Below are 22,882 nucleotides of genomic sequence, written 5' to 3'. Positions count from 1 at the left end.
GTCACTCAAACCCGCGAAATATGCAGCCTGGACACGGTTTTCCACAAAGCGGGGCCGGTGCTGTGGAGTTGCCCCCAAAGTCTGTTGGCGCTTCTGTGGATAAGGTGTTCGCGGTCCGCTACGAGCCATGCAGGCCGTGGCTTACAGGGCTCTGATTAAAAAACATACAATCGCTGCCGAAAACCCTGCTTTTGGATAAGTCACGGATTTTCTTCGGTTTCTGTGGAGAAACCTTCCGGCCTTTCCACAGTTGTCCCCATTAGCTGTGGGTGGAAGTGTGGATAACTTGTTCGCTGAAGGCTGCACGCCACGTCCCTTATAGGCTGTAACGCAATAGATCATATTTCGTACAGTTCTATAGGGGAGGGGAGTGTGGGCGGTGATTTTGCGTTGTCGAAAAAAAAGATCGCAGCCTGCGGCAGCTCCTACAGGGATCGTGTGATTCCGTAGGAGCTGCCGCAGGCTGCGATCTGTTGACCTTTATGATCGTTCCCACGCTCAGCGTGGGAATGCCGCCATGGGCGCTCTGCGTCCGCTCTGGAAGTGACGCAGAGCGTCACGGGATGCAATCCCACGCGGGAGCGTGGGAACGATCATCTTAGCCGTGAACCGGCACGCCCTTGAGGTACGGCGCCGGTTCTGCGCCGAGGTTGTTCAGCAGACGCTCGCTGTACCAATCGACAAAGTTCACCACACCGAACTCGTAGGTCTTGGAGTACGGGCCTGGCTGGTACGCGGTGGAGTTGATCCCGCGCTGGTTCTCTTCGGCCAGACGACGGTCCTCATTGTTGGTGGCATCCCAGACTTCACGCATGCGGTCGACGTCGTAATCCACGCCTTCGACAGCGTCCTTGTGCACCAGCCATTTGGTGGTGACCATGGTTTCCTGCGCGCTGATCGGCCACACGGTGAACACAATGATGTGATCGCCCATGCAGTGGTTCCACGAGTGCGGCAGGTGCAGGATACGCATCGAGCCCAGATCCGGATTCTGGATCCGGCCCATGAGTTTCTTGCAGGCTTGCTTGCCGTCCAGGGTCATCGACACGGTGCCCTTGAGCAGTGGCATGCGCACGATGCGGTTACGCAGGCCGAAGCTGGCGTGAGCGTAAGGAATCTTCTCGGCTTCCCAGGCAGCGGCGGAAGCGGCTACGTGGTCCTTGAACGCCTGGTCGGCGCGTGGGTCGGTAACGTCGTCCCATTCCAGCAGGGTTTTCAGCAGTGCCGGGTGCGACGCGTTGCAGTGGTAGCACTCGCGGTTGTTTTCCAGCACCAGTTTCCAGTTGGCCTGTTCCACCAGGGTGGTTTGCACCGCCACCTTGGTGTTCTCCATGTCGTACGGTTCCATGTAATGGTTCAGTGTCGACAGGAAGTCATCAATGGCCGGCGGGTTTTCCGCGAGGCTGATGAAGATGTAGCCACCGGCGGTCTTCACGTTCACCGGCTTCAGGCCGTACTGCTTCATGTCGAAGTCGTCGCCCATCTCGCTGCCGGCGAACAACAGACGACCGTCAAGCTCGTAGGTCCACTGGTGGTAGTGGCAGACCAGTTTGGCAACTTTGCCTTTTTCGCTGGTGCACAGACGCGAACCACGGTGGCGGCAGACGTTATGGAAGGCATGAACCACGCCTTCTGCGCCGCGAATCACGATGATCGGGTTCTTGCCGATTTGCAGGGTCAGGTAGTTGCCCTTGGTCGGGATTTCGCAGGTCATGCCGGCGATCAGCCACTCTTTCTGGAAGATCTCCTGCATGTCGATATCAAACAACCGCTCATCAGAGTAGAACGGCTGTGGCAGCGAGAACGTACGCTCGCGCTCTTGCAGCATCTGCGCGGTGGCCTTGCGTGCGGGTTCCAGTGGATCGCCCAAGCTCAGGGTAGTGGTGACGTCCATCGTTTAAGTCCTCATGGCCATCTGTGTGGCCGGCGAATAGTGGCTGTATGGCCAGTGTAACGGGGTTGTACGGTCAAGTCCGGCGCCTGAAGTCCTGATCCTGCGTTGCCGCTCCTCGCCATAGCGGGCTATGACTCGTCGCGGCGCCTTGGCTCAGAACTTCATGCATCCGGGCTTGCTCCGTACAACCCCGTGACACTGGCCACGGTTGCTACGCAAGGCAGAAAACAGCGTTTATCTGTTGAAGCGAGTGTGGGGCCGGCGCAGGCCAGAACCTTATCCATGGGCGACATGGCCAAATCTGTTCCCGACGCGCAACCCCCGGCGGTTGGGGGCTGGTCGCGATAAGTACGTGAATGTCGTAGATAGGTAAGTGGCCACTGCACGCCTTGAGCAGAATCGGCAACATGAGGCCGACAGTCGGCCGTGGAGATCAGCATGTCCAATAGTTTCCTGAATCCGGTAACAACCCAGACCTGGGCCAATGGTCGGCACATCGTCCGTTGTGTCAAAGTCATCCAGGAAACCTGGGATGTGCGCACCTTCTGCTTTATGGCCGATCAGCCGATTCTGTTCTTCTTCAAGCCCGGGCAGTTCGTCACCCTGGAGCTGGAAATCGACGGTGTGCCGATCATGCGCTCCTACACCATTTCCAGCTCGCCTTCGGTGCCGTACAGCTTTTCGGTGACCATCAAGCGCGTTCCGGGCGGCAAGGTGTCCAACTGGCTTCACGACACCCTGCATGAAGGCCAGGAGCTGGCGGTGCACGGCCCGGTCGGGCTGTTCAACGCCATGGATTTCACCGCGCCGAAAGTGCTCTACCTCAGCGGCGGCGTCGGGATCACCCCGGTGATGTCCATGGCCCGTTGGTTCTACGACACCAACGGCAATGTCGACATGGTGTTTATCCACAGCGCCCGCTCGCCCAAAGACATCATCTATCACCGCGAGCTGGAACATATGGCATCGCGGATCGACAACTTCAGCTTGCACCTGATCTGCGAGAAGCATGGCATGGGTGAGCCGTGGGCCGGTTATCGCGGTTACCTGAACCACAAAATGCTCGAGTTGATGGCGCCGGACTTCCTGGAGCGCGAAGTGTTCTGCTGCGGCCCGACGCCGTATATGAACGCGGTCAAGCGCTTGCTGGAAGGCGCTGGCTTCGACATGTCGCGATATCACGAAGAGTCCTTCGGCGCGACCCCGCCGGAAGCGCGCGCTGACGCCGTCGAACACGCCGAACAAGCGGCCGACGCGCCGCCAATCGATGCCGCCGACCTGCACCAGGTGGAATTCACCGCCTCCGGCAAAAGCATTCGCGTCGCACCGGGCGAAACCGTCCACGCAGCCGCCGCCAAACTCGGCCTGCTGATCCCCAAAGCCTGCGGCATGGGCATCTGCGGCACCTGCAAAGTGATGAAACTGGGCGGGGAGGTCGAGATGGAGCACAACGGTGGCATCACCGAAGAAGACGAAGCCGAGGGTTATATCCTCTCGTGCTGCAGCGTGCCGAAAGGGGACGTGCGGATCGAGTTCTAACCCGTTATTCCGGGGGAAGGGACGCAGAGCGTCCCGGGCTGCATTCCCACGCAGAGCGTGGGAATGAGCTCACGTGGAGCCCCCCTAACCATGATCGTTCCCACGCTCTGCGTGGGAATGCCTCTGGGGACGCTCTGCGTTCCTGTCTCGCCGCCGTCGTCCGGGCGTACGTTTCAATACCAGCGCTGAATCTCGATAAGCCCTTCCATCCCTGCATAGTTCCGAGCGCTTGAGTACCGCCAGTGCTCTGCCAGATCCACATACCCACGCTTCACCGGGTTGTGATGGATGTAATCCAGTTTTTGACGCATTACCGCTTCGCTATAGACCAACTCGGCGTGAGAACCTTCCTGCCAAAGCTGATAAACCCGATCCTGCTTATGGGCGCGCTTGCTGAAACGCAGGCGTTGCAGGGCTCGTTCTGCGCCTTTGCTTTGCAGATCGTCGATGATTTGTCGGGCGGTGAAAGATTTGAACTGACTGAGGCATTTGCTCAGGTCCGGAGCTTCGGCAACAAAGTGCAGATGGTTTTCCAGGATGACGTAGCCATACAGCTGTAAGTTCTGATGGGATTGTTGATAGCGCCAGCAGTTGAGCAGGTGATCGACAATGTAGGGGCGGATGAACAACGGGAGCCACTCCATGAGGGTGCAGGTCAGGAAGTGGGGCTTGTCGGGCTCGGTGATGGTGTAGTGGCTGCGGCCCATGGGTGCATTCCTTTGCTGCGTGGAAATGATCAGGGTGAGCGGGGTTGTGGGGTGGTGCTAGAGGACAGCGCCGCGGAGTTAGTGGGAAACTGCGACGCGCCTCTAATAATCGTTCCCACGCTCTGCGTGGGAATGCAGCACGTGACGCTCTGCGTCACAACGGTGTCCGGCTCTGCGTAGGCGGTGAAGCAGGAACGCGGAGCGTCCCGAGAGGCATTCCCACGCGGAGCGTGGGAACGATCATGTGTCAGGCGCTCATCACTTCCCGAATATCCGCCGCCAGTTCTCGTACGCGCTCTACTTCTGTATCCCATGAGCACATGAAGCGGGCTCCGCCTTTGCCTATTTGATCGTTCCCACGCTCTGCGTGGGAATGCAGCCCGTGACGCTCTGCGTCACAACGGTGCTCGGCTCTACGTAGGCGGTGAGGCAGGAACGCGGAGCGTCCCGAGAGGCATTCCCACGCGGAGCGTGGGAACGATCAGGGTGACGGGGGTTAGCGGGACATCACTTCCCGAATATCCGCCGCAAGTTCCCGTACCCGCTCTACTTCTGTGTCCCACGAGCACATGAAGCGGGCGCCGCCTTTGCCTATGAAGGTGTAAAAGCGCCAGCTCTTGGCGGTCAGCGCCGCGACGGCCGATTCCGACAGTTGCAGGAACACGCCGTTGGCTTGCACCGGGAACATCAGTTCAACCCCTGGAATGTCGCTCACCAGCTCGCTCAGCAATTGCGCGCAGTAGTTGGCGTGGCGGGCGTGTTTGAGCCAGGCGTCGTTTTCCAGCAGGCCGACCCACGGCGCCGAGAGAAAACGCATTTTCGAAGCCAGTTGCCCGGCCTGTTTGCAGCGGTAGTCGAAGTCTTCAGCGAGTTTCTGGTTGAAGAACAGAATCGCTTCACCCACCGCCATGCCGTTTTTCGTCCCGCCGAAGCACAGCACATCAACGCCGGCTTTCCAGGTCAGGTCGGCGGGCGAGCAATTGAGGAACGCGCAAGCGTTGGAGAAGCGCGCACCGTCCATGTGCAGGTTCAGGCCCAGCTCTTTGCAGGTGGCGCTGATGGCGCGGATTTCTTCCGGGGTGTAGACGCTACCGACTTCGGTCGCCTGGGTCAGGGTCACGACGCGTGGTTTCGGGTAGTGGATGTCCTGGCGCTTGAGGGCGATTTCGCGGATCGATTCCGGGGTCAGCTTGCCGTTTTCGGTGCCTGCGATGAGCAGCTTGGAGCCGTTGGAAAAGAATTCCGGTGCGCCACATTCGTCGGTTTCGACGTGGGCGGTTTCCGAGCAGATTACGCTGTGGTAACTCTGGCACAACGACGACAGTGCCAGCGAGTTAGCTGCGGTGCCGTTGAAGGCGAAGAACACTTCGCAGTCGGTTTCGAACAGTTTGCGGAAGTCGTCCGAAGCGCGTGCGGTCCACTCATCGTCGCCGTAGGCGCGTTGGTGGCCTTGATTGGCCTGTTCCATGGCCGCCCAGGCTTCAGGGCAGATGCCGGAATAGTTGTCGCTGGCGAATTGTTGGCTCTTATCGGTCATGGCCGGATCCTGTGGTCGATGATGGTGCGCACTTTAACCAGAATCGCAGGAAGCGCACATCTGCTGATTCTGTAGGAATAACTCCCGATGTGCGAGCGGTCCCCTGTAGCAGCTGGCGAAGCCTGCGTCCGGCCGCGAAGCGGTCGTAAAATGCTCAAAACGCGGTCTTGCAGGTAAATCGTGGATACCGGATTTGCGACCGATTCTCGGTCGAACGCAGCCTTCGGCAGCTGCTACGCAAGGCTTGCGTGCATAAACGATCAGCTACCAATGATCCCTGCGCGCCAGTCTATGTCGTAAACGCACCTTTACGTGGCGTCCATAGGCATTTGGCCTGTCTGCGCCGGTCATACCATCGCATCCAAAGGGCACTGTCCAAGGACAGAGGCCTCACCGAGACGAATGGCGCACCGCCGCCGCTGGGAGAGACGCGATGTTCAGCAAGCAAGACCAAATCCAGGGTTATGACGATGCACTGCTGGCGGCCATGAATGCCGAGGAGCTACGTCAGGAAGATCACATCGAGCTGATCGCGTCGGAGAACTACACCAGCAAACGCGTCATGGAAGCGCAAGGCAGCGGCCTGACCAACAAATACGCTGAAGGCTATCCGGGCAAGCGCTACTACGGCGGTTGCGAGCACGTGGACAAGGTTGAAGCCCTGGCCATCGAACGCGCCAAGCAGCTGTTCGGTGCCGACTACGCCAACGTCCAGCCGCACTCTGGCAGCCAGGCCAACGCAGCGGTGTTCCTTGCCCTGTTGCAGGCCGGCGACACCGTACTGGGCATGAGCCTGGCTCACGGCGGTCACCTGACCCACGGCGCCAAGGTCAGCTTCTCCGGCAAGCTCTATAACGCTGTGCAGTACGGCATCGACACCAACACTGGCTTGATCGACTACGACGAAGTCGAGCGCATGGCGGTCGAGCACAAGCCAAAAATGATCATCGCCGGTTTCTCGGCCTACTCGAAAACCCTGGATTTCCCACGCTTCCGTCAGATCGCGGACAAAGTCGGCGCTTATCTGTTCGTCGACATGGCTCACGTCGCCGGTCTGGTCGCTGCCGGTCTGTACCCGAACCCGCTGCCTTACGCTGACGTGGTCACCACCACCACTCACAAAACCCTGCGCGGTCCACGTGGCGGTCTGATCCTGGCCCGTGCCAACGAAGAGCTGGAAAAGAAACTCAACGCTGCCGTATTCCCTGGTGGTCAGGGCGGCCCGCTGATGCACGTGATCGCCGCTAAAGCGGTGTGCTTCAAGGAAGCGCTGGAGCCTGGCTTCAAGGTTTATCAGCAACAAGTGATCGACAACGCCCAGGCCATGGCCAGCATCTTTATCAAACGCGGCTACGATGTAGTGTCCGGCGGCACCGACAATCACCTGTTCCTGGTCAGCCTGATCCGTCAGGGCCTCACCGGTAAGGAAGCTGACGCCGCTTTGGGTCGCGCTCACATCACCGTGAACAAGAACGCCGTACCGAACGACCCACAGTCGCCGTTCGTCACCTCGGGCCTGCGAATCGGCACCCCGGCGGTCACCACTCGCGGCTTCAAGGTCACTCAGTGCGTCGAGCTGGCCGGCTGGATCTGCGACATTCTCGACAACCTCGGCGATGCCGATGTCGAGGCCGATGTGGCGAAGAATGTGGCAGCCCTGTGCGCGGACTTCCCGGTTTACCGCTGAGAGCAGTTTTGGAGTAAATGACTATGCAACGCTACTCGGGCTTCGGCCTCTTCAAGCACTCCCTCAGCCACCATGAAAACTGGCAGAAGATGTGGCGCACGCCGACCCCGAAAAAGGTCTATGACGTGGTCATCGTCGGCGGTGGCGGGCATGGTCTGGCGACCGCCTACTACCTGGCCAAGGAGCACGGCATCACCAACGTGGCCGTGGTCGAGAAAGGCTGGCTGGGCGGCGGTAACACCGCGCGCAACACCACCATCGTTCGCTCCAACTACCTGTGGGACGAATCGGCGCACCTGTACGAACACGCGATGAAACTATGGGAAGGCCTGTCCCAGGACCTGAACTACAACGTGATGTTCTCCCAGCGTGGCGTTTACAACCTGTGCCACACCCTGCAGGACATCCGTGATTCCGAGCGTCGGGTCAGCGCCAACCGCCTCAACGGCGTGGACGGCGAACTGCTCGATGCCAAGCAAGTGGCGGACGAGATCCCATACCTCGACTGCTCGAAAAACACTCGCTACCCGGTGATGGGCGCTACCGTCCAGCGTCGCGGCGGCGTGGCGCGTCACGATGCCGTGGCCTGGGGCTTTGCCCGTGCCGCCGACGCCTTGGGCGTGGACCTGATTCAACAGACCGAAGTGATCGGTTTCCGTAAGGAAAACGGTGTGTGCATCGGTGTGGAAACCAACAAGGGCTTTATCGGCGCCAAGCGCGTCGGTGTGGTCACCGCAGGTAACTCCGGGCACATGGCCAAACTCGCCGGTTTCCGTCTGCCGATCGAATCCCACCCGCTGCAAGCGCTGGTGTCCGAGCCGATCAAGCCGATTATCGACAGCGTGATCATGTCCAACGCCGTACACGGTTACATCAGCCAGTCCGACAAGGGCGACCTGGTGATCGGCGCCGGTATCGACGGCTACAACGGCTACGGCCAGCGTGGTTCGTACCCGGTGATCGAACACACTGTTCAGGCCATCGTCGAGATGTTCCCGGTGTTGTCCCGCGTACGCATGAACCGTCAGTGGGGCGGCATTGTCGACACCACTCCGGATGCTTGCCCGATCATCTCGAAAACCCCGGTTCCGAACATGTTCTTCAACTGCGGTTGGGGTACCGGTGGCTTCAAAGCGACACCTGGCTCGGGCAACGTGTTTGCCGCAAGCCTGGCCAAGGGTGAAATGCACCCGTTGGCCGCTCCATTCTCCATCGACCGTTTCCACAGCGGTGCGTTGATCGATGAACACGGCGCTGCAGCTGTCGCCCACTAACAGGAGAAATCCCTATGTTGCACATCTTCTGTCCTCACTGCGGCGAACTGCGCTCCGAAGAGGAATTCCATGCATCCGGCCAGGCGCACATCCCGCGCCCACTGGACCCGAACGCTTGCACTGACGAGCAGTGGGGCGACTACATGTTCTTCCGTGACAACCCACGCGGGTTGCACCACGAACTGTGGGATCACGTCGCCGGCTGCCGTCAGTACTTCAACGCCACCCGTGACACCGTGACCTACGAGATTCTCGAAACCTACAAGATCGGCGCCAAGCCGCAATTCACCGGTAAAGCAGACAGTCCGAAAGCGGCCGCGACGGCTCTGGGAGAGAAGGTATGAGCCAGATCAATCGTCTGTCCAACGGCGGCCGGATCGACCGCAATAAAGTCTTGAGCTTCACCTTCAACGGCCAGAGCTACAAAGGCTTCGAAGGCGACACCCTGGCCGCAGCCTTGCTGGCCAACGGTGTGGATATCATCGGTCGCAGCTTCAAATACTCCCGCCCGCGTGGCATCTTCGCCGCCGGTGCCGAAGAGCCGAACGCAGTGCTGCAGATCGGCGCCACTGAAGCCACGCAGATCCCTAACGTGCGTGCCACTCAACAGGCGCTGTACCAGGGCCTGGTCGCCAGCAGCACCAACGGCTGGCCGAGCGTCAACAACGACATGATGGGGATTCTCGGCAAGGTCGGCGGCAAGCTGATGCCGCCGGGCTTCTACTACAAAACCTTCATGTACCCGCAATCGTTCTGGATGACCTACGAGAAATACATTCGTAAGGCCGCAGGTTTAGGCCGTTCGCCGACCGAGAACGATCCGGATACCTACGACTACATGAACCAGCACTGCGACGTGCTGATCGTCGGCGCTGGCCCTGCTGGTCTGGCAGCCGCTCTGGCAGCCGCGCGCAGCGGTGCCCGGGTGATTCTGGCGGACGAACAGGAAGAGTTCGGCGGCAGCCTGCTCGACACCCGCGAAAGCCTCGACGGCAAACCAGCCGCCGAATGGATCGCCAGCGTCATTGCTGAACTGAAATCCCTGCCGGACGTGCTGCTGTTGCCGCGCGCCACGGTCAACGGCTACCACGACCATAACTTCCTGACCATTCACGAGCGCCTCACCGATCACCTCGGCGACCGTGCACCTATCGGTCAAGTGCGTCAGCGTATCCACCGGGTCCGCGCCAAGCGTGTGGTGCTGGCGACCGGCGCTCACGAGCGTCCATTGGTCTACGGCAACAATGACGTGCCGGGCAACATGCTGGCCGGCGCAGTCTCGACTTACGTCCGTCGTTATGGCGTAGCGCCAGGCAAGAAACTGGTGCTTTCCACCAACAACGATCATGCCTATCGCGTGGCGCTGGACTGGCTCGATGCCAGCCTGCAAGTGGTGGCCATCGCTGACGCACGGAGCAATCCACGCGGTGCGCTGGTAGAAGAAGCACGGGCCAAAGGCATCCGTATTCTGACCGGCAGCGCAGTGGTCGAAGCTCGTGGCAGCAAACATGTGACCGCGGCTCGCGTTGCGGCCATCGACGTCAAGGCCCACACCGTTACCAGCCCTGGCGAATGGCTGGAGTGCGATCTGGTGGCCAGCTCCGGCGGCTACAGCCCAGTCGTTCACCTCGCTTCGCACCTGGGCGGCAAGCCGATCTGGCGTGAAGACATCCTCGGTTTCGTACCGGGCGAAGCACCGCAAAAACGCGTGTGCGTCGGTGGTGTGAATGGCGTGTACAGCCTTGGCGACACGCTGGCCGATGGTTTTGAAGGTGGCGTGCGCGCTGCCAGCGAAGCCGGGTTCAAAGTGGTCCAGGGCGTGTTGCCAAAAGCCCTGACCCGTCTGGAAGAGCCAACCCTGGCGCTGTACCAGGTGCCTCATGAAAAAGCCACTGCACGGGCGCCGAAGCAATTCGTCGACCTGCAGAACGACGTCACCGCCGCCGCCATCGAACTGGCGACCCGCGAAGGTTTCGAATCGGTCGAGCACGTCAAACGCTACACCGCACTGGGTTTCGGTACCGACCAGGGCAAACTCGGCAACGTCAACGGTCTGGCCATTGCGGCGCGTTCCCTGAACGTGACCATCCCGCAAATGGGCACCACCATGTTCCGTCCGAACTACACGCCGGTGACCTTCGGTGCGGTAGCCGGTCGTCACTGTGGCCATATCTTCGAGCCGGTGCGTTACACCGCCCTGCAAGCCTGGCACGTGAAGAACGGCGCCGAGTTCGAAGACGTCGGTCAATGGAAGCGTCCTTGGTACTTCCCGAAAAACGGCGAAGACCTGCACACCGCCGTCAAACGCGAATGTAAAGCCGTGCGCGACAGCGTCGGCCTGCTCGATGCGTCGACACTGGGCAAAATCGATATCCAGGGCCCGGATGCGCGGGAGTTCCTCAACCGCGTTTACACCAACGCCTGGACCAAGCTCGATGTGGGCAAGGCCCGTTACGGCCTGATGTGCAAAGAAGACGGCATGGTGTTCGACGACGGCGTTACGGCTTGTCTGGCGGACAACCACTTCCTGATGACCACCACCACCGGCGGCGCTGCACGCGTGCTGCAATGGCTGGAAATCTACCAACAGACCGAATGGCCAGACCTCAAGGTGTACTTCACCTCGGTCACCGACCACTGGGCGACGATGACCCTGTCCGGGCCGAACAGCCGCAAGCTGCTCAGCGAAGTCACCGACATCGATCTGGACCGGGACGGCTTCCCGTTCATGACCTGGAAAGAAGGCCTGGTAGGCGGTGTGCCGGCGCGGGTGTTCCGTATTTCGTTCACCGGTGAGCTGTCCTACGAGGTTAACGTGCAGGCCGACTACGCCATGGGCGTACTGGAAAAAATCGTCGAGGCCGGCAAAAAGTACAACCTGACCCCGTACGGCACCGAAACCATGCACGTACTGCGGGCCGAGAAGGGCTTCATCATCGTCGGTCAGGATACCGACAGCTCGATGACCCCGGACGACCTGAACATGGGCTGGTGTGTTGGCCGGACCAAACCGTTCTCCTGGATCGGCTGGCGCGGCATGAACCGGGAAGACTGCGTGCGTGATCAACGCAAACAGTTGGTTGGTCTGAAGCCGATCGACCCGACCAAATGGCTGCCGGAAGGTGCGCAACTGGTGTTCAACACCAAGCAAGCGATTCCGATGAGCATGGTCGGTCACGTGACCTCCAGCTATGCCCACAACTCCCTGGGCTACTCGTTTGCCCTGGCTGTGGTCAAAGGCGGCCTCAAGCGTCTGGGCGAGCGAGTCTTCGCACCTCTGGCCGACGGCAGCGTGATCGAAGCGGAAATCGTTTCTTCGGTGTTCTTCGATCCGAAAGGCGATCGCCAGAACGTGTAAGTCGATCGTTCCCACGCTCCGCGTGGGAATGCATCCCGTGACGCTCCGCGTCACAAGAGCGGACGCAGAGCGTCCATGGCGGCATTCCCACGCAGAGCGTGGGAACGATCAACATACAGAATTCAGACAGGTGTCCCACATGACCACAGCCAACGTTTACCAACAGCGCCCAACCACCGGGGCAAAGGCCGAGTCGTCGCTGCATCACGCAGCCCTGCAAAGCCTGGTGGGCAAGGGCCGTAAAAACGCCGGTGTCACCGTGCGTGAAAAGAAACTCCTCGGCCATCTGACCATTCGTGGCGACGGCCATGACCCAGCGTTCGCCGCTGGCGTGCACAAGGCCCTGGGCCTGGAATTGCCAGTGGCCCTGACCGTCATCGCCAAAGGCGAAACCAGTCTGCAATGGATGGGGCCGGACGAATGGCTGCTGATCGTGCCGGGTGGTGAAGAATTTGCTGCCGAGAAAAAACTGCGTGAAGCGCTGGGTGCTCTGCACATCTCCATCGTCAACGTCAGCGGCGGCCAACAGATTCTCGAACTCAGTGGCCCGAAAGTCCGCGAAGTGCTGATGAAGTCCACCAGCTACGACGTGCACCCCAACAACTTCCCGGTGGGCAAAGCTGTCGGCACCGTGTTCGCCAAGTCGCAACTGGTGATCCGCCACACCGCCGAAGACACCTGGGAACTGCTGATCCGCCGCAGCTTCTCCGATTACTGGTGGCTGTGGTTGCAGGATGCAGCTGCGGAATACGGCCTTAGCGTTCAGGCCTGATACGGATGATCGTTCCCACGCTCCACGTGGGAATGCATCCCGTGACGCTCTGCGTCACAAAAACGGACGCAGAGCGTCCATGGCGGCGTTCCCACGCGGAGCGTGGGAACGATCAGTTCGCTACAGGAGTCACCGCACTATGAGCCGCGCCCCAGACACATGGATTTTGACCGCCGATTGCCCCAGCGTCCTGGGCACGGTGGATGCGGTGACCCGTTTTCTGTTCGAACAGGGTTGCTACGTCACCGAGCACCACTCCTTCGATGATCGGCTTTCCGGCCGCTTCTTCATTCGTGTGGAATTCCGTCAGCCCGACGACTTCGACGAACAGGCGTTCCGCGCAGGTCTGGCCGAGCGGACCGACGCTTTCGGGATGATTTTCGAACTGACACCGCCGCACCACCGGCCAAAAGTAGTGATCATGGTTTCCAAGGCCGATCACTGCCTCAACGACTTGCTCTACCGCCAACGCATCGGCCAGTTGTCCATGGACGTGGCCGCGGTGGTTTCCAATCACCCGGACCTCAAGCCCCTGGCCGACTGGCATGGAATTCCCTACTACCACTTCCCGCTGGACCCGAACGACAAGCCGGCGCAAGAGCGTCAGGTGTGGCAAGTCATCGAAGAGTCTGGTGCCGAACTGGTGATCCTTGCCCGCTACATGCAAGTGCTGTCGCCGGAGCTGTGCCGCAAACTCGATGGCAAGGCGATCAATATTCATCACTCCTTGCTGCCGGGTTTCAAAGGCGCCAAGCCGTATCACCAGGCGTACAACAAAGGCGTGAAACTGGTCGGCGCGACTGCGCACTACATCAACAACGACCTGGACGAAGGCCCGATCATCGCCCAGGGTGTGGAAGCGGTGGACCACAGCCACTATCCCGAAGACCTGATCGCCAAGGGGCGTGACATCGAAGGGCTGACGTTGGCGCGGGCGGTTGGGTATCACATAGAACGACGCGTATTTCTAAACGCCAATAGAACCGTCGTTCTTTAGATTTTGGGGGCCGCTTCGCGACCCATCGCGGGCAAGCCTCGCTCCTACGACGAGCGCGTACCCCTGTAGGAGCGAGGCTTGCCCGCGAGGCGTCCTCTCAAACAATACAGAAACACACAGGCAATAAACCCGAGCAATCAACGCGCTGCCTCCCATTGGCGACGCGAGCGCTACATAAAAACAACAGCGAGGTGAAAGCATGTCTGGTAATCGTGGTGTGGTGTATCTGGGCAATGGCAAGGTCGAAGTACAAAAAATCGACTATCCCAAAATGCAGGACCCGCGCGGCAGGAAGATCGAACACGGTGTCATCCTGCGTGTGGTGTCTACCAATATCTGTGGTTCGGACCAGCACATGGTGCGTGGCCGTACCACGGCCCAGACCGGTCTGGTTCTGGGCCACGAGATCACTGGTGAAGTGATCGAGAAAGGCAGTGATGTCGAGAACCTGAAGATCGGCGACCTGGTGTCGGTGCCGTTCAACGTCGCCTGTGGCCGTTGCCGTTCCTGCAAAGAGATGCACACTGGTGTTTGCCTGAGCGTTAACCCGGCGCGTCCCGGCGGTGCCTATGGCTATGTCGACATGGGTGACTGGACCGGCGGCCAGGCCGAATACGCGATGGTGCCGTATGCCGACTTCAACCTGCTGAAACTGCCAGATCGCGACCGGGCCATGGAAAAAATCCGTGACCTGACCTGCCTCTCCGACATTCTGCCCACCGGTTACCACGGTGCAGTGACCGCTGGTGTTGGCCCGGGTAGCACGGTGTACATCGCCGGTGCTGGTCCGGTCGGTCTGGCCGCTGCCGCTTCCGCTCGCCTGTTAGGCGCGGCAGTGGTGATCATCGGTGACGTCAATCCGATCCGCCTGGCTCACGCCAAGGCCCAGGGTTTTGAAATCGCCGACCTGTCCCAGGACACCCCGTTGCACGAGCAGATCGCTGCACTGTTGGGCGAACCGGAAGTGGACTGCGCCGTCGATGCGGTCGGTTTCGAAGCCCGTGGTCACGGCCATGCCGGCGTGAAACACGAAGCACCGGCCACCGTGCTCAACTCGTTGATGGGCGTGGTTCGTGTTGCTGGCAAAATCGGCATCCCTGGCCTCTACGTCACCGAAGATCCGGGTGCAGTCGACGCCGCCGCGAAAATGGGCAGCCTGAGCATTCGCTTCGGTCTGGGCTGGGCCAAATCCCACAGCTTCCACACCGGCCAGACCCCGGTCATGAAGTACAACCGCCAACTGATGCAAGCCATCATGTGGGACCGCATCAAAATCGCCGACATCGTGGGTGTTGAAGTTATCAGCCTTGATGACGCGCCACGTGGTTACGGCGAGTTCGATGCCGGCGTGCCGAAGAAGTTTGTGATCGATCCGCATAAGTTGTTTAGTGCGGCGTGATAACGGAGTTGCAATGAAAAATGGAAGCTCTTTGGAGCTTCCATTTTTAATGCGTTTTTATGGCTGGAAAAGAACCTGTTTAGTCTGAGTGGGCGATTAGCTCCGTATGCTTTTTAGTACAAGACGTAACGTTCTGTTGAATTCTTTAACTGCAAGCTGCCACATGACGCTGTTGTAGTTGTTCATATTGTTTTGGATCTCGTTGTGCATAACAACTGCTCTGTAGGGGAGGATGCCGTTAGCTTCTCCTTGCATTGCGGGTGTCAATATCTCCAAGTTCAGCTCTCCTTGGGCAGGGATAATCTGTGCCAATGACCGATCAGATACTGCATCAACTGTTTTCTTCATGGTTGTAGACGTAGAGGCAAGAGAGCCCAGGTCTTTGGATGGCAAAGATTTTAAAATCTGTTCTGTTATATGGGGTGCTCCTTTGATTTTTTCAAAGTAACCCAGCGGAGTGGCGGTATTTAGTTTCCTGGCCGTTTTCATTGCTTTTGGAAAGTGTTTTGCCATTAAAACCAGCCAACTGACATGCCCCGTCGGATCCCCCAGGTTCACCGGATCCCCCACACAATACGCATACGCATTCAACCCACCCTCCCCAAACGGACTCCAACTGTCCGGGCTGTTGAATCGCATCAACACCGGGTTAAACGCTCGATAGCCATTGCCCAACACATAATGCCCGGTCACCGGGTCCGGGTGTTCGCCGTTGAAGCCGAGCAGGCTGAGCAAGCCGTTTTCCGGGGGGCGATGGCCGTAAGGTGTGTAGGCGATGGGATGGGGCTGTTTCGCGTCGAGCGCGCGCAATACCGAGCGCTGTTGATCGGTGGCGAGCAGGGTGGTTTGAACGGTGCCGCCCTGGCGCTGTTGTTGCGCCAGCAGCTGATCTTCCTGCTGAAAAATCGAGCGCTGCATCGAGCCCTGAATCTCGGTGGCCAGACGGTTTTTCAGGTAGAAGCGCTGGGTGCTGACCTGCGCCGATGGTGTGCAAGTGGCCAGACGATCCAGCGGATCGTAGTGGTAGCGGCAGAGCAGGGTTTCGCGGTTCATCGGCATGGGATGAGTTCCCTGAGAGGTGCGTCGATTCAGGTTATTACTCTCCCTGAATTGGCCAAGGCTGCCTACTAGCAGAACTGCTAGGGTTGGGGGACGCAAGAGGCCGAAATCATCAACCATCGACGATGGGCCGCGAGGTTAAATCGAGGTTTGAGGTGAGTGCTTTAAATAAGTCTGTTTTTTGTCGCCGCTTCTGGGGACACTATAACTTCGACCTTCACTGGATAAGTGAATTTGCCTTTGACTTTCTTTTTTGCTTCTTTGGCGGTGTCTGCGTCCACTGATCCATATTGGTTACTGTGAGTGCCATTAACCGCGCGGGCGGTGTAGATGTAAGTAATCATTTAAGTTCCTTTTATTAGTTAGACAGTGATGTGCAAGGTGTCCGTCTGTAGGGGTGAAACCCTGTTGATAAATTTGTAAGTCCTGGATGATGTTTCGTCTACTGTCAGAAATTACAGGTTGCATCGACGAGTCTGGTGTTTCGGACGGGCGGTTGACTGTCTCAAAAGCGGGTTGATCGTTCCCACGCGCCGCAAAGGAATGCCTCACTGGACGCTCTGCGTCCGCTCTTGGATGTGACGCAGAGCGTCACGGGCTGCATTCCCACGCGGGAGCGTGGGAACGATCGGCGTGAGTTTTTTATGCCGAAGCTTGCGCCTGCAATCGCCGTCCGATCACGTCCATCAAGTCGCAGCCGTCGCGCAGGGGGATGGCGAGGACTCGGGCGAAGTCGTGGAGGACCAGCGCGTCGCTGCTGATTTCTTCGCGCAGGGCAAGGTTTTCCAGCAGCTGGGTCACGGCGCGGATGCGGTAGGCGGCCGTGTCGTGGAGCACGTCGAGGGGTGCCTGAGTGTCGATGAGCAGGGAGTGGAAGTCGTTGTCGATGCCGGTGATGGGCATGTATCGGTTCATGGGTAAAACTCCGCAGTTCGGTTAGGGCCACCACTCAATCGTCGCCAAACGAAAGGGTGGCAGCTGTACGCGGGTTGGCGAACCGGGAACATACGGAAAAACCGGCAGACCCGAAGGTCTCCCACGCACAGCTGCCATAACGCAGCCTTGCGGGTGCAAAAGATCCTGCCAAAGAAGCAGTAAGCTTTTGACCGTTTATTCCTCGGGTCGCCAAACCCGGTCGCCATGTGGGCGACGGGCGGACTATAAGCTTCATGCTTCGGGCGGTGCAAGGCGCGCGCGTGAGGGGATTTCCGAGAAAGGTGTAAGACCTGAGCTGCCTGATCGTTCCCACGCTCCGCGTGGGAATGCCTCACTGGACGCTCTGCGTCCGCTCTTGGATGTGACGCAGAGCGTCACGGGCTGCATTCCCACGCGGAGCGTGGGAACGATCAAGCGCGATCAACACGGAGTGAACGATCAATCTTACAACGCCGCCAACGGCCCCTGATACAACACTGGCCCGGTCGGTTGTCCGGTCGGCGAGCCGCCTTGGGGTTCAAGGCTGACGGCCAACGCAATCGGTGTGCCGAGCAGGATTTGCTGCTCTTCGCTCAGGTTGATCCGGCCTTTGCCGTCAGCCGGCAGCAGGCCAAGGGAGATGGGTTTGCCATCAGCCGGAATGGCCCACAATTCCAGACTGCGCCCAGGCGTAACGGCGGCGAGGGTCAGCGGCTCGACTTGCAGGTAGTCGTCATGGGCCTTGATCCGCAGCGCAGGTTGTTCGGTAGCACTGAGCAGTGTCGCGCTGTAACGGGCGTCGTCGCGGGTGTAGAGAATGCCCAGGGTCACGGCCACCAGCAGCGAGCACACCGCAGCCGTGACGCGTAGCCAATTCCAGAACGGGCGTTTCTCGGGCACATGTAATCGCTGCGGTTCGATGCGCGCGGTGATGGCCCGCCACACACGATCCGGCACCGGCTCTTCGACCAGCGGCTCGTTCAGGCTGACGAGGGTTTCCTGCCACCGGGCCAGTTCAGCGCGCAGCGCGGCATCCTCGCGCAGCAGTTGTTCGAAACGCCGGCGGGCCGCAGCGGGCATCAGGCCAATGGCGTAATCGGCGGCCAGCGCGCGGCGCAGGCGGGGGGTCAGGTCGTTCATGCTTCAAGGCACCTGCGCAGGCGCTCCATACCGCGGCGAATCCAGGATTTGACCGAGCCCAATGGCGCGGCCAACTGTTCGGCCAGCTCAGAGCACGACAAACCCTGAAAGTAGGCGACAGTGATCGATTGACGCTGCATGCCTTCGAGGTTCTCCAGGCAGCGGTTCAAGGCTCTGACGTCGCGCGCATTGCTCAGCAGTTCCTGGGCAGAAGGGGCGTCGTCGACCAGCGATTGCTCCGCGAATTTGCTCAGGGCCCGGTCACGATGCCTGCGCAACTGGTCGATGGCCTGATTGCGGGTGATGTTGATCATCCAGGTCAGTGGCGCCGACAGGTGCGCCTGGTAGCGTGACGCGTTGTTCCAGATCCGCACGAAGCTCTCTTGCAGCACATCTTCAGCCAGATCGCGATGTCCCATGAAGCGCAACGCCACGCCGTGCAAACGCGGGGCAACGCGGCGGTAGAGGGTTTCAAACGCGCCTCGATCGCCCAGTGAACACTGAGCCAGAAGCTGTTTGAGCTGATCGGCGTCGTCGGTGGAAATGACGGTTCTCCAGGTGGACGATATAGAGACGGTTGGCTGCGCGCTGTGCCGGTTGCAGGCAGAGGTTAGTTCACGGCGCGCCGTTGTTCCATTCACGGGCAGGTCCCTCAAAGCAAACGCCGGCCCTGATGCGCAGGGCCGGCATCAATGCTCAGCTTTTAGGCAGCAGCACTTTGTCGATGACCTGGATCACGCCGTTGGACTGGTTAACGTCGTAGGTGGTGATGTCGGCAGTGACGCCTTTCTCATCCTTGAGCACGATGTTGTGCGGGCCGTTCATCATGATCCACAGCTTGCCGCCGCTGACAGTGGTCAGTTCGGCCTTGCCGCCACCGGCCTTGATGCGTTTGGTCAGCTCCGTCATGTCGAGCTTACCGGCGACCACGTGGTAGGTAAGGATATGGGTGAGGGTGGCTTTGTTTTCCGGTTTGAGCAGGGTGTCGACGGTGCCGGCGGGCAGGGCGGCGAACGCCGAGTTGACCGGCGCGAACACGGTAAACGGACCTTTGCCTTTGAGCGTGTCGACCAGCCCGGCGGCTTTCACGGCGGTGACCAGGGTGGTGTGGTCGGCTGAATTGACGGCGTTATCGATGATGTCTTTGCTCGGCATCATGCTTTGGCCACCGACCATCACGCTGTCGTGGCTCATGTCGGCTGCTTGTGCGGTGCTCAGGGCCAAACTGCTGGAAAGGGCCAGGGTCAGCAGGCTGGCGATCAGCGGGGTTTTAATCGAAGTGCGTTTCATGGTGATGATCCTTATTAGGAGAATCGGCCAGGAATGTCTGTCCGTGCTTGATATACGCAGGCGGGCGAACACTGGATGCGGTGCGCGGAAAATTTATTTCGGCTGGATTCCACAAGGCTTGCCGAACGGCTGCCGCAACGCAGCGGACGCGGGGAACAATCCTAGTCCTTGCCAGTCCAACGGACTGTTTTGCGCCACCCGTTGGGTGGCATTCATGGCCCAAGAGGTTGTCTCGATGAAGATTTCACGCGGTATTGCACTGGCTTTGCTCATGACCCTGGCGGCAAGCCCGGTTTTCGCCGCTTTCAACCTGAGCGATGTGGCCAACGCAGTCTCCGGTGCGCAAGGCAATCAGAGCGGCGACGCAGTGGTCGCGGCAATACCGCAAGCGGCCGGTTTGCTCGACACGCTCGGTTCGCAGCTCAACATCACTCCGGAACAGGCGATCGGCGGTACCGGCGCAATGCTCGGGCTGGCGAGAAATCAGCTGAGCAGCGGTGATTATTCGCTGCTGGGCAAAAGCGTGCCGGGCCTGGATCAGCTCACGGGTAACGGTGCATTGGGCGGCTTGGGTGGTTTGAGCACAATGCTCGGCGGCCAGTCTGGCCAATCTCCATTGCTGGACGGCCTGCTGGGCAATGTCAAAGACACCAACGACCTGAACAACGCCTTCGGCGCCTTGGGCATGGACAGCGGAATGGTCGGCCTGTTTGCCCCGGTGATTTTGCAATTCCTCGGTCAGCAGGGCGTTGGTGGTTCGCTGCTGCAAAGCCTGGGCGGGATCTGGGGCGCCGGTAGCTGATTCAACGACGCTCGGCGCGCAAGGCGTCGATGCGCTGGTCCTTCTCGGTCCAGAGCTGGTTGACCCAGTTCTGGACGGTCTGGCGAAACACCGGATCGTTTTCGTAATCACCCTGCCATAACGCAGGAGTCAGCTCTCGGGTCTGGATGTCGATGATCACCTTGGGCACATCACCGCTGATCAAACTCCAGAACCCCGGGATCTTTTCCTGCGGGTAAACCACAGTAACATCCAAAACCGCATCCAGCTGTTCGCCCATGGCCGCCAGCACGAAGGCCACGCCGCCAGCCTTTGGGTTGAGCAAATGGGTGAACGGTGAATGTTGCTGCGCCCGTTTGGTCGGGGTGAAACGGGTCCCTTCCAGGTAGTTGACCACGGTCACCGGCTGACGCTTGAACAGCTCGCAGGCGACTTTGGTGATCTCCAGATCCTTGCCGTGCAGCTCCGGGTGTCTGGCCAGAAACGCCTTGGAGTAGCGCTTCATGAACGGGTAGTCGAGCGCCCACCAGGCGAGTCCGAGAAACGGCACCCAGATCAATTCTTTCTTGAGGAAGAATTTGAAGAACGGCGTGCGTCGGTTCAGGGTCTGGATCAGCGCCGGGATGTCGACCCAGGACTGGTGGTTGCTGATCACCAGATAGGAGGTGTCCTGCCGCAGACCTTCACCGCCGCGAATGTCCCATTGGGTGGGGATGCACCGGGCGAAGATCAGCTTGTCGATTTCGGCCCAGGTTTCGGCGATCCACATCACCGCCCAGGAGGCGTAATCGCGCAAGCGGCCGGGCAGGATCAGTTTGAACAGGGCAAACACCATCAGCGGTCCGAACAGGGCCAGGGTGTTGAGCAACAGCAGCAGGGTAACGAAACTGCCGGTGAGCAGGCGGCGCATAAATAACTCTTGAGATCATCAGGGCGCGCCATGATAAGCAGCTTGGGGTCAGAGGCCAAATGCTGACGCACTGACGAATGTTTCACCTTTGGTTGGGTAGGGTGGTTTTCGAATCGCAACGCAGATCCCTTAGATGATCGTTCCCACGCTCTGCGTGGGAATGCCTCGCTGGACGCTCTGCGTCCGCTCTTGTGACGCAGAGCGTCACGGGCTGCGTTACCACGCAGAGCGTGGGAACGATCTAACTTACTGTGCTTTTTGCGGTCTAGAATTCGACGTCATCGCCCCATTCCCCCAAGGAACCCTCCCACCGTGAAATCCGTTCTTGTTCTGTTGTCCCTCCTGGCCCTGCCGGTCATGGCCGCCGAGCCGACCCTTTACGGGCGCTACGAATACATCAAGCTGCCGGAGCTCGGTGAGACCCTTCAAGCCAAAATGGACACCGGGGCCCTGACCGCATCGCTGTCGGCCAAGGACATCGAGACCTTTACCCGTGATGGCGAAAACTGGGTGCGTTTCCGCCTGGCGACCAAGGGCGCAAGCAGCAAGGTCTATGAGCACAAGATCGCGCGGATCAGCAAAATCAAAAACCGCGCCGATGAAGAAGACGACGGCGTGAGCGAAGTCAGCAGGCGCCCGGTCGTCGATCTGGAACTGTGCCTGGGCAACGTCAAACGCACCGTCGAGGTCAACCTGACCGATCGCAGCAGCTTCAACTACCCGCTACTGATCGGCGCCAAGGCGTTGCGTGGGTTCGGCGCGGCAGTGAACCCGGCGCGGCGCTTTACGGCGGATAAGCCCGATTGCTGATTCGGCTTTACCGCTGGGCCTGATTCATGAGTTGTTTTTGATCGCACCCACGTTGGTGCGTGGGGACGATCAGTACTGATTTCAAACCGGCGGCTGAGTTTCGATCATCGACGGTCGCTGACTGACTTCGGCATACCAGGCGCCAAGTTTTGGATTGGCTTCACGCCAGTTCAGGTCCGGGTGGCGGAAGTCCAGGTAGCCGAGGGCGCAGGCGACGCTGATGGCGGCGACGTCGAAATGGCAGGTGAGTTCGGCGATGGCGTCTTGCTCAAGAACGGTCAGGGCGCGGCGGATTTTGTCGCGTTGGGCTTCGAGCCACTCGTCCCAGTGTTTTTCCGGGGCGCGCAGGGCGACTTCATAGCGCACCAGCACCGAGGCATCCATGATTCCATCGGCCATCGAGGCCAGGGTCAGGCGCCGCCAACGGGCCGAGCCATCACGGGGGATCAGTGGATTGCCGACGTGTTGATGGTCGAGGTAATCGAGAATCACCCGGCTGTCGTGCAGCACGTTGCCGTCGGCCAGGCGCAGGGCCGGAATTTTGCCCAGCGGGTTGTCCTGATTGAGGGCAGCGTCCGGGCTGACCGGGCTGAGTTGGCTGTTTTGCAGCGCCACACGGTTCAGTTGACCGGTTTCGTGGAGCAGCACCATTACTTTGCGAACGTAGGGCGAGGCAGGGTTGTGGAACAAGGTCATGCTGGGGGTGAACATGGCTTTCCTCGGCGGTGATCAGGGAACAGGGAACAGGGGTTTAGCCTAGTAAGTTCCGGGGCTGCTGGCGAGGGTTCTGTGTCGCTGGTGGAATCGCTTCGC

General features: G+C 59.7%; 21 protein-coding genes and 1 pseudogene. 10 read left to right on the top strand and 12 right to left on the bottom strand.

Annotated elements, in window-relative coordinates; all coding sequences use genetic code 11:
• Positions 1–598 precede the first annotated feature (598 nt).
• Complete coding sequence (gene gbca, locus AC07UI_RS00555) at positions 599–1,894, bottom strand: glycine betaine monooxygenase oxygenase subunit (RefSeq protein WP_494990624.1); 1,296 nt, start codon at positions 1,892–1,894, stop codon at positions 599–601.
• A 438-nt stretch (positions 1,895–2,332) separates the two neighbouring features.
• Between gbca and gbcB the strand changes: the two genes are divergently transcribed.
• Positions 2,333–3,433: a glycine betaine monooxygenase reductase subunit gene (gene gbcB / locus AC07UI_RS00550; protein ID WP_494990623.1), complete on the top strand. Its 1,101-nt coding sequence runs from the start codon at positions 2,333–2,335 to the stop codon at positions 3,431–3,433.
• Positions 3,434–3,606: 173 nt separating this feature from the next.
• Here gbcB and AC07UI_RS00545 read toward each other — a convergent pair whose 3' ends face one another.
• From AC07UI_RS00545 to AC07UI_RS00535, 3 genes and pseudogenes are all read right to left on the bottom strand, one after another.
• Positions 3,607–4,140, bottom strand: coding sequence for an REP-associated tyrosine transposase (locus tag AC07UI_RS00545; RefSeq protein ID WP_494990622.1), 534 nt, complete (start codon positions 4,138–4,140; stop codon positions 3,607–3,609).
• Between the two features lie 247 nt (positions 4,141–4,387).
• Positions 4,388–4,486: pseudogene (locus AC07UI_RS00540) on the bottom strand (hypothetical protein); the annotation flags it as partial.
• A gap of 150 nt (positions 4,487–4,636) precedes the next feature.
• The gene (locus AC07UI_RS00535) at positions 4,637–5,677 is read right to left on the bottom strand and encodes a threonine aldolase family protein (RefSeq protein WP_494990621.1); all 1,041 of its coding nucleotides are present in this window, start codon (positions 5,675–5,677) and stop codon (positions 4,637–4,639) included.
• 433 nt (positions 5,678–6,110) lie between these two features.
• Between AC07UI_RS00535 and glyA the strand changes: the two genes are divergently transcribed.
• The 7 genes from glyA (at position 6,111) to fdhA (ending at position 15,164) form a co-directional block, all read left to right on the top strand.
• Positions 6,111–7,364 (top strand): serine hydroxymethyltransferase, encoded by a 1,254-nt coding sequence (gene glyA, locus AC07UI_RS00530; RefSeq protein ID WP_494990620.1) that lies wholly within the window; start codon positions 6,111–6,113, stop codon positions 7,362–7,364.
• A 23-nt stretch (positions 7,365–7,387) separates the two neighbouring features.
• A complete protein-coding gene (locus tag AC07UI_RS00525) occupies positions 7,388–8,638 on the top strand; it encodes a sarcosine oxidase subunit beta (RefSeq protein WP_489362507.1) in 1,251 nt (416 codons plus the stop codon).
• 14 nt (positions 8,639–8,652) lie between these two features.
• Positions 8,653–8,982 carry a sarcosine oxidase subunit delta gene (locus tag AC07UI_RS00520; protein WP_494990619.1) on the top strand — a complete coding sequence of 110 codons (330 nt, stop codon included), beginning with the start codon at positions 8,653–8,655 and terminating at the stop codon, positions 8,980–8,982.
• Entirely contained in the window at positions 8,979–11,996 is a 3,018-nt protein-coding gene (locus AC07UI_RS00515; protein ID WP_494990618.1) for a sarcosine oxidase subunit alpha, read from the top strand. Before AC07UI_RS00520 ends, AC07UI_RS00515 begins: the two co-directional genes overlap by 4 nt.
• A gap of 139 nt (positions 11,997–12,135) precedes the next feature.
• Entirely contained in the window at positions 12,136–12,768 is a 633-nt protein-coding gene (locus AC07UI_RS00510) for a sarcosine oxidase subunit gamma (RefSeq protein WP_494990617.1), read from the top strand.
• Between the two features lie 139 nt (positions 12,769–12,907).
• Positions 12,908–13,765 carry a formyltetrahydrofolate deformylase gene (purU, locus tag AC07UI_RS00505; protein ID WP_494990616.1) on the top strand — a complete coding sequence of 286 codons (858 nt, stop codon included), beginning with the start codon at positions 12,908–12,910 and terminating at the stop codon, positions 13,763–13,765.
• A 199-nt stretch (positions 13,766–13,964) separates the two neighbouring features.
• The gene (gene fdhA / locus AC07UI_RS00500) at positions 13,965–15,164 is read left to right on the top strand and encodes a formaldehyde dehydrogenase, glutathione-independent (RefSeq protein ID WP_123581242.1); all 1,200 of its coding nucleotides are present in this window, start codon (positions 13,965–13,967) and stop codon (positions 15,162–15,164) included.
• 96 nt (positions 15,165–15,260) lie between these two features.
• Here fdhA and AC07UI_RS00495 read toward each other — a convergent pair whose 3' ends face one another.
• The 6 genes from AC07UI_RS00495 to AC07UI_RS00470 all read right to left on the bottom strand — a co-directional run bounded on the left by AC07UI_RS00495 (position 15,261) and on the right by AC07UI_RS00470 (position 19,568).
• Positions 15,261–16,223 carry an RHS repeat-associated core domain-containing protein gene (locus tag AC07UI_RS00495; RefSeq protein ID WP_494990615.1) on the bottom strand — a complete coding sequence of 321 codons (963 nt, stop codon included), beginning with the start codon at positions 16,221–16,223 and terminating at the stop codon, positions 15,261–15,263.
• A gap of 164 nt (positions 16,224–16,387) precedes the next feature.
• Entirely contained in the window at positions 16,388–16,567 is a 180-nt protein-coding gene (locus AC07UI_RS00490) for a hypothetical protein (RefSeq protein WP_494990614.1), read from the bottom strand.
• 298 nt (positions 16,568–16,865) lie between these two features.
• The gene (locus tag AC07UI_RS00485) at positions 16,866–17,138 is read right to left on the bottom strand and encodes a hypothetical protein (protein WP_494990613.1); all 273 of its coding nucleotides are present in this window, start codon (positions 17,136–17,138) and stop codon (positions 16,866–16,868) included.
• Between the two features lie 465 nt (positions 17,139–17,603).
• Positions 17,604–18,278, bottom strand: a complete 675-nt coding sequence (locus AC07UI_RS00480; protein ID WP_494990612.1) for an anti-sigma factor — start codon at positions 18,276–18,278, stop codon at positions 17,604–17,606.
• Positions 18,275–18,919: a sigma-70 family RNA polymerase sigma factor gene (locus AC07UI_RS00475; RefSeq protein WP_494990611.1), complete on the bottom strand. Its 645-nt coding sequence runs from the start codon at positions 18,917–18,919 to the stop codon at positions 18,275–18,277. Before AC07UI_RS00475 ends, AC07UI_RS00480 begins: the two co-directional genes overlap by 4 nt.
• Before the next feature lie 55 nt (positions 18,920–18,974).
• Positions 18,975–19,568, bottom strand: a complete 594-nt coding sequence (locus AC07UI_RS00470; RefSeq protein WP_494990610.1) for a fasciclin domain-containing protein — start codon at positions 19,566–19,568, stop codon at positions 18,975–18,977.
• A gap of 235 nt (positions 19,569–19,803) precedes the next feature.
• Here AC07UI_RS00470 and AC07UI_RS00465 point away from each other — a divergent pair, with 235 nt between their 5' ends.
• Positions 19,804–20,370 (top strand): DUF2780 domain-containing protein, encoded by a 567-nt coding sequence (locus AC07UI_RS00465; protein WP_494990609.1) that lies wholly within the window; start codon positions 19,804–19,806, stop codon positions 20,368–20,370.
• Between the two features lies 1 nt (position 20,371).
• Here AC07UI_RS00465 and yihG read toward each other — a convergent pair whose 3' ends face one another.
• Positions 20,372–21,259 (bottom strand): 1-acylglycerol-3-phosphate O-acyltransferase, YihG family, encoded by an 888-nt coding sequence (yihG, locus tag AC07UI_RS00460; RefSeq protein ID WP_494990608.1) that lies wholly within the window; start codon positions 21,257–21,259, stop codon positions 20,372–20,374.
• 312 nt (positions 21,260–21,571) lie between these two features.
• Between yihG and rloA2 the strand changes: the two genes are divergently transcribed.
• Complete coding sequence (rloA2, locus tag AC07UI_RS00455; protein WP_494990607.1) at positions 21,572–22,069, top strand: retropepsin-like aspartic peptidase RloA2; 498 nt, start codon at positions 21,572–21,574, stop codon at positions 22,067–22,069.
• A gap of 81 nt (positions 22,070–22,150) precedes the next feature.
• Here rloA2 and AC07UI_RS00450 read toward each other — a convergent pair whose 3' ends face one another.
• The gene (locus AC07UI_RS00450) at positions 22,151–22,780 is read right to left on the bottom strand and encodes a glutathione S-transferase (protein ID WP_494990606.1); all 630 of its coding nucleotides are present in this window, start codon (positions 22,778–22,780) and stop codon (positions 22,151–22,153) included.
• Between the last annotated feature and the right edge of the window lie 102 nt (positions 22,781–22,882).

Source organism: Pseudomonas sp. GW821-FHT04C07 (assembly GCF_059420325.1).
The sequence above is the reverse complement of the archived record's forward strand: the minus strand, read 5'-3'. Positions and strand labels throughout refer to the sequence as shown.

Excerpts from the sequence above, each read along its gene's own strand:
- fdhA (WP_123581242.1), top strand. The coding sequence starts at position 13,965 with ATGTCTGGTAATCGTGGTGTGGTGTATCTGGGCAATGGCAAGGTCGAA.
- AC07UI_RS00480 (WP_494990612.1), bottom strand. The coding sequence starts at position 18,278 with ATGAACGACCTGACCCCCCGCCTGCGCCGCGCGCTGGCCGCCGATTAC.
- AC07UI_RS00465 (WP_494990609.1), top strand. The coding sequence starts at position 19,804 with ATGAAGATTTCACGCGGTATTGCACTGGCTTTGCTCATGACCCTGGCG.
- AC07UI_RS00490 (WP_494990614.1), bottom strand. The coding sequence starts at position 16,567 with ATGATTACTTACATCTACACCGCCCGCGCGGTTAATGGCACTCACAGT.
- gbcB (WP_494990623.1), top strand. The coding sequence starts at position 2,333 with ATGTCCAATAGTTTCCTGAATCCGGTAACAACCCAGACCTGGGCCAAT.
- AC07UI_RS00485 (WP_494990613.1), bottom strand. The coding sequence starts at position 17,138 with ATGAACCGATACATGCCCATCACCGGCATCGACAACGACTTCCACTCC.
- AC07UI_RS00495 (WP_494990615.1), bottom strand. The coding sequence starts at position 16,223 with ATGCCGATGAACCGCGAAACCCTGCTCTGCCGCTACCACTACGATCCG.
- AC07UI_RS00515 (WP_494990618.1), top strand. The coding sequence starts at position 8,979 with ATGAGCCAGATCAATCGTCTGTCCAACGGCGGCCGGATCGACCGCAAT.
- AC07UI_RS00450 (WP_494990606.1), bottom strand. The coding sequence starts at position 22,780 with ATGTTCACCCCCAGCATGACCTTGTTCCACAACCCTGCCTCGCCCTAC.
- AC07UI_RS00525 (WP_489362507.1), top strand. The coding sequence starts at position 7,388 with ATGCAACGCTACTCGGGCTTCGGCCTCTTCAAGCACTCCCTCAGCCAC.
- AC07UI_RS00520 (WP_494990619.1), top strand. The coding sequence starts at position 8,653 with ATGTTGCACATCTTCTGTCCTCACTGCGGCGAACTGCGCTCCGAAGAG.
- yihG (WP_494990608.1), bottom strand. The coding sequence starts at position 21,259 with ATGCGCCGCCTGCTCACCGGCAGTTTCGTTACCCTGCTGCTGTTGCTC.
- AC07UI_RS00470 (WP_494990610.1), bottom strand. The coding sequence starts at position 19,568 with ATGAAACGCACTTCGATTAAAACCCCGCTGATCGCCAGCCTGCTGACC.
- purU (WP_494990616.1), top strand. The coding sequence starts at position 12,908 with ATGAGCCGCGCCCCAGACACATGGATTTTGACCGCCGATTGCCCCAGC.
- gbca (WP_494990624.1), bottom strand. The coding sequence starts at position 1,894 with ATGGACGTCACCACTACCCTGAGCTTGGGCGATCCACTGGAACCCGCA.
- glyA (WP_494990620.1), top strand. The coding sequence starts at position 6,111 with ATGTTCAGCAAGCAAGACCAAATCCAGGGTTATGACGATGCACTGCTG.
- AC07UI_RS00535 (WP_494990621.1), bottom strand. The coding sequence starts at position 5,677 with ATGACCGATAAGAGCCAACAATTCGCCAGCGACAACTATTCCGGCATC.
- AC07UI_RS00545 (WP_494990622.1), bottom strand. The coding sequence starts at position 4,140 with ATGGGCCGCAGCCACTACACCATCACCGAGCCCGACAAGCCCCACTTC.
- AC07UI_RS00510 (WP_494990617.1), top strand. The coding sequence starts at position 12,136 with ATGACCACAGCCAACGTTTACCAACAGCGCCCAACCACCGGGGCAAAG.